At 72.5% G+C, this 9,329-nt stretch carries 14 protein-coding genes; 13 read left to right on the top strand and 1 reads right to left on the bottom strand.

The features are described from left to right. The first annotated feature begins 21 nt into the window (after window positions 1-21). The 7 genes from cpaB (at window position 22) to U6N30_RS09895 (ending at window position 5,243) form a co-directional block, all read left to right on the top strand. The gene (gene cpaB / locus U6N30_RS09865; RefSeq protein ID WP_324277153.1) at window positions 22-744 is read left to right on the top strand and encodes a Flp pilus assembly protein CpaB; all 723 of its coding nucleotides are present in this window, start codon (window positions 22-24) and stop codon (window positions 742-744) included. Window positions 745-814: 70 nt separating this feature from the next. Next, the gene (locus U6N30_RS09870; RefSeq protein WP_324277154.1) at window positions 815-1,720 is read left to right on the top strand and encodes a CpaE/TadZ family protein; all 906 of its coding nucleotides are present in this window, start codon (window positions 815-817) and stop codon (window positions 1,718-1,720) included. After that, complete coding sequence (locus U6N30_RS09875) at window positions 1,708-1,947, top strand: hypothetical protein (RefSeq protein WP_324277155.1); 240 nt, start codon at window positions 1,708-1,710, stop codon at window positions 1,945-1,947. Before U6N30_RS09870 ends, U6N30_RS09875 begins: the two co-directional genes overlap by 13 nt. Beyond that, window positions 1,944-4,214 carry a TadA family conjugal transfer-associated ATPase gene (locus tag U6N30_RS09880; RefSeq protein WP_324277156.1) on the top strand — a complete coding sequence of 757 codons (2,271 nt, stop codon included), beginning with the start codon at window positions 1,944-1,946 and terminating at the stop codon, window positions 4,212-4,214. Before U6N30_RS09875 ends, U6N30_RS09880 begins: the two co-directional genes overlap by 4 nt. Then, window positions 4,187-4,357: a hypothetical protein gene (locus U6N30_RS09885; protein WP_324277157.1), complete on the top strand. Its 171-nt coding sequence runs from the start codon at window positions 4,187-4,189 to the stop codon at window positions 4,355-4,357. Before U6N30_RS09880 ends, U6N30_RS09885 begins: the two co-directional genes overlap by 28 nt. Next, the gene (locus tag U6N30_RS09890) at window positions 4,357-4,989 is read left to right on the top strand and encodes a hypothetical protein (RefSeq protein ID WP_324277158.1); all 633 of its coding nucleotides are present in this window, start codon (window positions 4,357-4,359) and stop codon (window positions 4,987-4,989) included. Before U6N30_RS09885 ends, U6N30_RS09890 begins: the two co-directional genes overlap by 1 nt. Continuing rightward, window positions 4,944-5,243, top strand: coding sequence for a type II secretion system F family protein (locus U6N30_RS09895; RefSeq protein WP_324277159.1), 300 nt, complete (start codon window positions 4,944-4,946; stop codon window positions 5,241-5,243). The genes U6N30_RS09890 and U6N30_RS09895 overlap by 46 nt, the downstream gene beginning before the upstream one ends. A 58-nt stretch (window positions 5,244-5,301) precedes the next feature. Here U6N30_RS09895 and U6N30_RS09900 read toward each other — a convergent pair whose 3' ends face one another. Further along, window positions 5,302-5,682, bottom strand: a complete 381-nt coding sequence (locus U6N30_RS09900) for a DUF8129 domain-containing protein (protein ID WP_324277160.1) — start codon at window positions 5,680-5,682, stop codon at window positions 5,302-5,304. 160 nt (window positions 5,683-5,842) lie between these two features. Here U6N30_RS09900 and U6N30_RS09905 point away from each other — a divergent pair, with 160 nt between their 5' ends. From U6N30_RS09905 to U6N30_RS09930, 6 genes are all read left to right on the top strand, one after another. Next, a complete protein-coding gene (locus U6N30_RS09905; RefSeq protein ID WP_324277161.1) occupies window positions 5,843-6,973 on the top strand; it encodes a baeRF2 domain-containing protein in 1,131 nt (376 codons plus the stop codon). Window positions 6,974-7,110: 137 nt separating this feature from the next. Next, window positions 7,111-7,275 carry a DUF2795 domain-containing protein gene (locus U6N30_RS09910; protein ID WP_324277162.1) on the top strand — a complete coding sequence of 55 codons (165 nt, stop codon included), beginning with the start codon at window positions 7,111-7,113 and terminating at the stop codon, window positions 7,273-7,275. A gap of 10 nt (window positions 7,276-7,285) precedes the next feature. After that, window positions 7,286-7,606 carry a hypothetical protein gene (locus U6N30_RS09915; RefSeq protein ID WP_324277163.1) on the top strand — a complete coding sequence of 107 codons (321 nt, stop codon included), beginning with the start codon at window positions 7,286-7,288 and terminating at the stop codon, window positions 7,604-7,606. Continuing rightward, on the top strand, window positions 7,573-7,911 hold the full coding sequence (locus U6N30_RS09920; RefSeq protein WP_324277164.1) for an acyl-CoA thioesterase: 339 nt from the start codon (window positions 7,573-7,575) through the stop codon (window positions 7,909-7,911). Before U6N30_RS09915 ends, U6N30_RS09920 begins: the two co-directional genes overlap by 34 nt. 139 nt (window positions 7,912-8,050) lie before the next feature. After that, window positions 8,051-8,797 carry an alpha/beta fold hydrolase gene (locus tag U6N30_RS09925; RefSeq protein WP_324277165.1) on the top strand — a complete coding sequence of 249 codons (747 nt, stop codon included), beginning with the start codon at window positions 8,051-8,053 and terminating at the stop codon, window positions 8,795-8,797. 50 nt (window positions 8,798-8,847) lie between these two features. Then, the gene (locus tag U6N30_RS09930) at window positions 8,848-9,276 is read left to right on the top strand and encodes a ChaB family protein (RefSeq protein WP_324277166.1); all 429 of its coding nucleotides are present in this window, start codon (window positions 8,848-8,850) and stop codon (window positions 9,274-9,276) included. Window positions 9,277-9,329 lie beyond the last annotated feature (53 nt).

The following is a 9,329-nucleotide window of genomic DNA, read 5'->3' on the forward strand; positions in this document are numbered from 1 at the left end:
CAGACAAGTAAAGGACACGAAATGACACGCCGAATCGTCGCCGCGGCCGCCGCCGTCCTCCTCGCCGCCCTGGGCGCCGTGGTGCTCATCAACTGGGTGCAGGGAGCCGACACCCGCGCTCGCGCGGACGAGCGGCTGGTCGACGTGTTCGTCGTCGGCAGCGAGGTGTCGGCGGGCACGCCCGCCGACGACCTCGGCAGCAGCGTGTCGGTCGTGCAGGTGCCCGAGCGCCTCGTCGCGCCCGGCGCCGTGACCGCCCTCTCCGAGGTCTCCGGTCAGATCGCCACCGCGCCCCTGCTGCCCGGGGAGCAGATCGTCACCGGCCGGTTCGCCGACCCGGCCGCCCTCGCGCCGGCCGGCACCGTGGCCGCGCCGGACGGCACGGTGGAGGTCACCGTGGCGCTCGACGCGCAGCGGGCCGTCGGTGGCGTGCTCGAGGCCGGGGACAAGGTAGGGGTCCAGCTCACCAACGAGAGCGCCGCCGAAGGTGGCGTCACGGCGTACAGCGTCTACGCCGTCATGAAAGACGTCCTCGTGACCCGCGTCGTCGCCCCTGCGGAGGACGCCGACCCGGCGGCGATGCACCTCATCACCCTGGCTCTCACGCCCGATCAGGCGGCGCAGTTCGTCCTGGGCACCTCGTCGCAGGCCGTCTGGCTCTCGCTGGAGAAGGCCTCGCCGGTCTCCGGCGGGATCAGCACCGTCGACACCTCCACCACCGTCACCCTGGGAGACGACCAGTGAGCACCGTCCTGACCGTCGGCGTCAGCGCCGACCTCGTCCAGCAGTTCGACGCCCAGCACGCGGGGAGGTCGTGAGCGTCGACGCCTCGGCCCTCGCCTCGGGCGGACTCCTGCAGAGCATCCAGGCGGCAGGCTCGCCCCTGGCCGTCGTCCTCGGGCCCGACGTCCGGTTGGACCGGGCCTTCGAGCTGGCCGGCCGCGTCGACGTCGCGGCTGCCACGAGCGTGGTGCTCGTCGCGGCGGACGCCGACCCCGAGCTCTGGATGGCGGCCATGCGGGCCGGCGTCCGGGATGTCCTCAGCCCCGACGCATCGGGGCAGGACGTCGCCGCGGTCCTGGAGCGGGCCGCCGAACTGGCCCGTGCGCGGCAGGACGCGGCGGCCGCCGAGGCAGGCGCGGCCCGGTCCGACCACCGCGTCATCGTCGTGGCCTCGCCCAAGGGCGGCGTCGGCAAGACCACGGTCTCCACGAACCTCGCGGTCGGGCTCGCCCGGTCCGGTCAGGGTTCGACGGTCATCGTCGATCTGGACGTGCAGTTCGGCGACGTCGCCAGCGCGCTGGCCATGGCGCCCGAGTACACGCTGCCCGACACGGTGCACGGCGCGGCCAGCAACGACCCGCTGGCGCTCAAGACGTTCCTCGGCCGGCATCCCAGCGGTCTCTTCGTCGTCGCCGGTAGCGACTCCCCGGCCGCGGGCGACGCGGTGACCGCGCAGCAGGTCGCCCAGCTGATCGACACGCTGTCCCGCGAGTTCCGCCACGTCGTCATCGACACGGCTCCGGGCCTGGCCGACCACACCCTCGTGGCGCTGGAGCGGGCCACCGATCTCGTGCTGGTCAGCAGCATGGACGTGCCCGGTGTGCGGGGCATGCGCAAGGAGCTCAACGTGCTCGAGGAGCTCTCCTCGTGCCTGCCGGTCGTCACCTGGTGCTCAACATGGCCGACGCCGCCGGCGCTCTGTCGATGGCCGACGTGACCACCACGATCGGCGCACCGCTGGATGTCGTCCTGCCCCGCAGCACCGCGGTGCCGCTGTCGACCAACACCGGCATCCCGCTGCTCGAGAGCGAGGCCCGCGACGCGGTGACCCGGGGACTGCAGACGCTGCTCGGGCGCCTGCTCCCCGAGCAGGCGGACGCGGCCGGTTCCGGTTCGTCCGGTCTCTCCGGGCTGCTCGGTCGGATCAAGGCCGGTGGCCGGTGAACCTCAGCGAGCGCCTCTCCCAGGCGCGCGGCGACGAGGCGCTCAACACCGAACCGGTGCGCCCTGTCGCGGCCGACGCGGGCCGCCTCGCCACCCGCGTGGCCACCGTGGCGGCGACGTCGGAGGACAAGTCGGTCCCGCGGGCAGCGGCGGCTGAGGCGGCAGCGACACCGGTCGACGGGCTCGCCCGGCTCAAGGCCCGGGCCAGCCAGGCACTGTTCGACCGGCTCGGGTCCAAGCTCTCCGACCCGGATCTTCCCGAGGAGCAGCTGCACGGCCTGGTGCGCACCGAGCTCCAGCGCGTGATCGCCAATGAACAGGGCAGCGCCCTGTCTGTCGAGGACCGCCGCCGGCTGATCGCCGAGATCACCGACGAGGTGCTCGGCCACGGACCGCTGCAGCCCTACCTCGACGACCCCACGGTCAGCGAGATCATGGTCAACGGTCCGGAGCTGGTCTACGTCGAGCGATCGGGCCGACTGGTCCGCACGGGGACGTCTTTCACCTCCGAGACGCACCTGCGCCGCGTGATCGAGCGGATCGTGTCCCGGGTCGGGCGACGGATCGACGAGAGCTCGCCGCTGGTGGACGCCCGGCTGGCGGACGGGTCGCGGGTGAACGCGATCATCCCGCCGCTGGCCTTCGGCGGCTCCTCGCTCACCATCCGCAAGTTCAGCGCCACGCCGTTCGAGGTCAGCGACCTGATCGCGTTCGGAACCATGTCGCCGGAGATGGCCGAGCTGCTGCGCGCCTGCGTCGAGGCGCGGTTGAACATCATCGTGTCGGGCGGTACCGGCACGGGGAAGACGACGCTGCTCAACGTGCTCTCGTCCTTCATCCCCGACTACGAGCGCATCATCACGATCGAGGACGCCGTCGAGCTCCAGCTCCAGCAGGATCACGTCGTCCGCCTCGAGTCGCGTCCGCCGAACATCGAGGGCAAGGGCGCGGTCTCCATCCGCGACCTGGTGCGCAACTCGCTGCGGATGCGCCCCGACCGCATCGTCGTCGGCGAGGTCCGCGGCGGCGAGAGCCTGGACATGCTGCAGGCGATGAACACCGGGCACGACGGCTCCCTGTCGACCGTGCACGCCAACAACCCCGGGACGCCATCGCGCGCCTGGAGACCCTGGTGCTCATGGCCGGGATGGACCTGCCGCTGCGCGCCGTGCGTGAGCAGGTCGCCTCGGCGGTGGACGTCGTCGTGCAGATCTCCCGGTTGCGCGACGGCACCCGCCGGATCACGCACGTCACCGAGGTGCAGGGCGTCGAGGGGAGACCGTCACCATGCAGGACGCGTTCACCTTCGACTACTCGGCCGGCACCGACCTCAACGGCCGGCTCCTGGGCAAGGCCGTGCCCACCGGGGTGCGGCCGCGCTTCACCGAGCGGTTCGCCGAGCTGGGCATCGCCCTCTCCCCGCGCGTCTTCGGGCACGCGGCGACGCGGCAGCCGGCCGGGAAGCGGTCGTGATGTCCGCCCCCGTGTGGCTGGCTGCGCTCGCCTGCGCCGCGTCGATCGCGCTCGTGGTGCTGCTGGTCGCCTCGCCCCGGCGGAAGACGGTGCCACTCAGCCGGCTGGATCCGCACGCCGCCCCCGCGCGCAGCCGGCTCGCGGGCGCGGCCGAGGACACCACCGCCCTCGCCGACCGGCTGCTCACGCGGACGGGACGCACAGGTCAGCTCCAGAACCTGCTGGAGCAGGCCGGCATCCAGACCCGTCCGGCGGAGGTCCTCGTCATCTCCGGCGGCGTCGTGCTGGGTTCTGGTGCGCTGGGTCTGCTGCTGGGCGGGATCGGCGTCGGTCTGCTGCTGGTGCTCGTCGCGCCGCTCGTCGTCGCCGCCGTCATCAGTGTTCGCCGGAGCCGTCGCCAGGCGGCGTTCATGGCCCAGCTGGACGAGTCGCTCCAGCTCATGGCCAGCAGCCTGCGCGCCGGGCACAGCGTGCTCCGGGCCCTCGACGCGGTCTCCCGCGACTCGGAGTCGCCCACCGCGGAGGAGTTCTCGCGGGTGGTCAACGAGACGCGGGTCGGGCGTGACGTCAAGGAGGCACTGGAGGAGGTCGCGCAGCGCACCGGCAGCGAGGACTTCTCCTGGGTCGTGCAGGCCATCGCCATCCACCGGGAGGTGGGCGGCAACCTCGCCGAGGTGCTCGACGGGGTCGGGACGACGATCCGCGAGCGCAACGAGTTGCGCCGCCAGGCCCGGGTGCTGTCCGCAGAAGGACGCGCATCGGGGTCGTGCTGTTCACCCTGCCGCTCGCGGTGAGCGGACTGCTCGCCGTGGTCGCGCCCGACTACATGGGCGCGCTCGTCAGGTCCACTGCCGGCCTGGCCATGCTCGCCACCGCGGGAGCACTGATGGTGGTCGGCACCCTGTGGCTGCGTTCGATCGTGAGGGTGAAGTTCTGATGACCCCGATCGTGCTGTTGGGCGTGGCGGCGGTCGCCGCGGCGCTCGGAAGCCTCACCTACACGGTCGTGGGCCACTCCGGTCGCGCCCTGGCCATCGCCCGGCGCAACCTCACCCGCGGCCTGGCCACCACCACGGTGGAGGTCGGCTCGCTGGAGTCGCGTAGTTCCGGTTCCAGCGCCTTCCTCCGGATCATCACGCCGGACTCCGAGGCCCGGCGCGCGCGACGCCTGCTCGAGGTTGCCGGCTACCCCCGCGGCCTGACGCTCACCCGGGTCCTGTGGGCCAAGCTCGCCCTGGCGGGCGGGGCCGCGCTGATCGGACTCGTCCTGCTCTCCGGTGGGGCCGGACCGCTGACCTGGCTGCTCGTCCCGGCCGCCGTCCTCGGCGCCTACCGGCTGCCCGAGGTAGTGCTCTGGGGCCGCGGCGAGGAGCGGCAGAAGGCCATCACGCACGAGCTGCCCGACGTCCTGGACCAGATGACGGTCGCCGTCGCGGCGGGACTCGGTTTCGAGGCGGCGCTGCAGCGGGCAGCCGCCAACGGCAAGGGTGCGCTGGCCGACGAGCCTCGCGGACGCTGCACGACGTGGCCGTCGGACGGCCCCGGCGGGAGGCGTACAACGGCCTGGTGAGCCGGACCAAGGTGCCCGACCTCAAGCGCTTCGTGGCTGCGGTCAACCAGGCCGACGCCTACGGCATCGCCATCGCCGACGTGCTCCGGTCGCAGGCGCAGGAGATGCGTGTCAAGCGTCGGCAGCGAGCCGAGGAGCAGGCGATGAAGGTCCCGGTCAAGGTGACCCTGCCACTCATGCTGTGCTTCCTTCCCGCGCTGCTGATCGCCGTCGTCGGGCCCGCGGTCCTCGGACTCATGGGCAGCCTCGGCTGATATGTAGGCCGATCCCGATATGTAGGCCGATCCCGGCACGAATGCGACGAACTCGTGGTCATCGAGCGCTGATGGCCACGAGTTCGTCGCATTCGTGCGTCTGATCGGTCAGCGGGGCTGGGCCGGGTTGGTCGGATCCCCTGCGACGGCGGGTTGACCGGCGGCCCGGTCGTCGCCTCGGACACCGGCGATCCTCCCGCGGGTGCCGGGGGCTGTCCGCGCCGGTCGCGGCCGGGTCGCCGCCGGACGGCTGTGCGCCGTCAGCGAGCCCGGACAGCCGGTGCTCCATGGCGCTGACCACCTGGATCCGGTTGGCGTGGGAGCGCTCGTAGGCCAGCAGCGTCTCCAGATCCTCGGAGCCCAGGGTCCGGATCCGGCTGGCCAGCGATCCCACGGGCAGATGGTCGTAGTCCTTCAGCGGCAGATCGCGCTCGGGCACGTCTCGTCCTCTCGACGGTCTCGGGATCGGTCTCGTCGCGCCTACCCCTGCCGCCAGCGCCCGACACCGGGTGTGAGGGCCGGGTCGATGGGTAGGCGGCGACGGCGAGGGTGTCCAGCGCCGGGCACCGACCGATCTACCGAGGAGTTGTTCCACCGACATGGACGTGTCCTTCCTGTCGCCCGTCTTCGCCGCCGCCGGCCCGTTCGCCACCGTCTGCGCCGACGTCACGCACACCACCGAGAACGCCGACGCCGAACTCGAGCTGCGCGTGCGCGCGCTCACCGGGCGGCTCACCGAGCAGGGCGCCCCCGAGCTCGTGGTCGGCGCCGTCCGCGGCCGGCTGCTCGAGGGCAACGACGGCGGTCAGGCGGGGACGCTGCGCGGACGCGCCGTGGTCGTCGCAGCGGACGGGACGGTGGTGCTCGACGAGGCGCTGGCCGATTCCCCGCGTCAGGAGGCCTGCGAGTGGTCGCCGCAGCCCGCACTGCTGCCGGTCCTGAGCCAGCTCGCCGGGCGCGTGCCGCACCTGGTCGTCATCGCCGACCGGGTGGGCGCGGACATCTCCGTGGTCGGACCGGGTCTCGGTGAGCAGGAGGAGAAGCAGGTGGAGGGCGACACCTTCCACATGCGGAAGGTCAAGGTCGGCGGCTGGGCGCACAACACCTACATGCACACCGCCGAGAACCAGTGGGTGGAGAACGCCGACCAGGTGGCCGACGAGATCGGCTCGCTGGCTCGGCGGCTCCCGCTGGGCTTCGTCCTCGTCGCCGGGGATGTGCGGGCCCGTCAGATCCTCACCGACCGGGCGAGCGACTCGTGGTCGGACCTGGTCGTCTCGATGGACGAGGGCGGCCGCGCTGCCGGTGCCGATCGTGAGCCGGTGCAGCGACGTGCGGCCGAGCTGGTCGCCGAGCACGAGGGCAGGGCGATCGCCGAGGTCCTCGAGCAGCTCCAGGCCGCCGGAGCGCACGGGCTGTCGGTCACCGGCACCGGACCGGTGGTGGAGGCGCTGCGCAAGGGGCAGGTCGAGACGCTCGTGCTGGCCGACGACCACGGGGAGGACACCCTGCTGGTCGGCAGCTCGCCGGCCGAACTGGGCGTGGACCAGCACGACATGGACGCGCTCGGCATCCACGGCGAGGTCGTGCCCGCCGACCGCGCGCTGCTCGCCGCCGCCGTCGCCGGCAGCGCAGGCGTCGTCGTCGTCCCCCGTTCGGCCATGCCGGACGGCGTTCCCGTCGCCGCCGTCCTGCGCTACACCGACGCCTCCACGGCTCCGGCGACCTGACCTGCACGACCCCACGGACCGTCCGACCGAAGGAGCTCGTTTCCCGTGACCGACCCGCACCAGCCCGCCACGCCCGCCGGCACCGACCAGGGGACATCGAGCGCCGCGCGGCGCTCGCCGAGGTCCTGGGCAAGGAGGTGTGGCCGGCCGACCGCGACACCCTCGTCGCCAAGGCGCAGGAGGGAACGGCGCCCGACGCCGTCCTGGCGCAGTTGCGCCGACTCCCGGAGGGCCGGCAGTTCGAGAACGTCCAGGACGTCACCGAGGCGCTGGGCCTGGGCACCGAGCAGCAGCGGTTCTGACATGCCGTCGATGAAGGATCCGTCGCCCGAGGCGATCGCCAACGTCACCGAGCACAACGTCGAGACGCGGGCCCAGCTGCTGCCCGAGGAGGTCGCGGCGGAGGGCCACCCGGACCCGGCCCAGGGCGATCTGGACCCGAAGGTGCAGGCCGCGGTGATCCTCGCCGAGTCCGAGGAGCGGACGATCCACGCCGATCCGGACGACGCGCAGGGGGCACCGCCAGTCGTCGGACACCGCCGACCTGCCCTGACGTGCGGCACGAGCACCAGGTCCAGCTGCGCTGGTCCGACCCCGACATGCTCGGGCACGTCAACCACGCCCGGGCCCTGAGCCTCCTCGAGGACGCCCGCCTGGCTATGGTCGACGGGCGGCCGGGCGGCTCCATGATCCTGGCGCGGCTGGAGGTCGACTACCTCCGGCAGCTCTACTACCGGGTCGCCGAGCCGCTCTGCGTGTCCGGCTGGGTGACCCGGCTGGGCACGAAGTCGGTCACCGTGCGGCAGGAGCTCGTCCAAGACGGCCAGGTGGCCATCCGCGCCGACGTCGTCCTGGTGCGCTTCGACTTCGCCACCGACGCCAGCCGGGCGTTCACCGACGAGGAACGGCAGCACTGGACGGCGTTCCTGGAGGGCTGAGCATGGGGTTCTTCGACGGGTTCGCGGAGTCGCGGGTCGACGTCGGGAGCGGTGTCGAGCTCCGGGTGCGGATCGGGGGAGTGGCCCGCCGGTCGTCCTCCTGCACGGGCATCCGCGCACCCACACGACGTGGCACCGCGTGGCACCGCAGCTCGTCGCGGCGGGGCACACCGTGGTGTGCCCGGACCTGCGCGGCTACGGGCGTTCCTCGAAGCCGCCGACGACCGGGGCCCACGCGCCCTACTCGAAGCGCGTCATGGCCGGCGACGTCGTCGCCCTCTTGGCCCGGCTGGGGCACCAGCGGTTCGCGGTCGTCGGCCACGACCGGGGCAGCTACGTGGCCTTCCGGACGGCGATGGACCATCCCGACGCCGTCAGCCACCTGGCCGTGCTCGACTGCGTGCCGATCGTCGAGCACCTCGAGCGCACCGACGCCCGCTTCGCCACCGCCTGGTGGCACTGGTTCTTCTTCGCCCAGCCGGACAAGCCGGAGCGGGCCATCTCGGCGGACCCCGAGGCCTGGTACGGCTCCCTGGCCCCGGGCAGGGCCGCCGCGATGGGCGAGGAGAACCACGCCGACCACCTGGCGGCCATCCGCGATCCCGCGACGGTGCACGCCATGCTCGAGGACTACCGCGCCGGTCTGGGTGTCGACCGCGCGGCCGAGGAGGAAGACCGCGCCGCCGGACGGCGCGTCACCTGCCCGACGCTGGTCCTGTGGTCGGCGCGCGACGACCTGGCGGAACTGCACGGCGATCCCCGGGCGATCTGGGCCGCCTGGACCACCGACCTGCGCGGTGGTGGGCCGGTCGAGAGCGGCCACCACATGGCCGAGGACGCCCCGGACGAGCTGGTCGCCGCGCTGGTCCCGTTCCTGTCGATGTGATCATCTCCGTCCTGCGGGGTAGGGCCTCGGCGACGACGAAGGGAGACGTCATGCCGAAGACGACCAAGAACGGCAAGGCCAAGAAGGACGAGCTGCCCAGCACGCTGCAGCGTTCCCCCAAGAAGGCGCAGCGCACGTTCGCGAAGGCGCACGACTCGGCGGCCGACGAGTACGGCGACGCGAGGCGGGCCAACCAGGTCGCCTGGGCCGCGGTCAAGCACAGCTTCGAGAAGGTGGGCGACCACTGGGAGAAGAAGGCCGGCGGCAAGAAGGGCCCCTCCGACGCCCAGGCCGCGGGCGGCCGGAACACCGACAAGAAGACCAAGGGTGGGGTGGACGCCAACGCGACCAAGGACCACCTGCTCCAGTTGGCGAAGAAGCTGGACATCTCCGGCCGCTCGAAGATGAAGAAGAAGCAGCTCGTCGACGCCATCCAGAAGGCGAACACCAAGAAGACCGCCGACGCCCGCACGAAGTAGTGCCCTCGCCGACGATCACGACGTTCGCGGGGCGACACACCGGTCCTGAGACG

Origin of the sequence: Blastococcus brunescens (assembly GCF_035320885.1) — a bacterium.
GTDB classification, from domain to species: Bacteria; Actinomycetota; Actinomycetes; order Mycobacteriales; family Geodermatophilaceae; genus Blastococcus_B; species Blastococcus_B brunescens.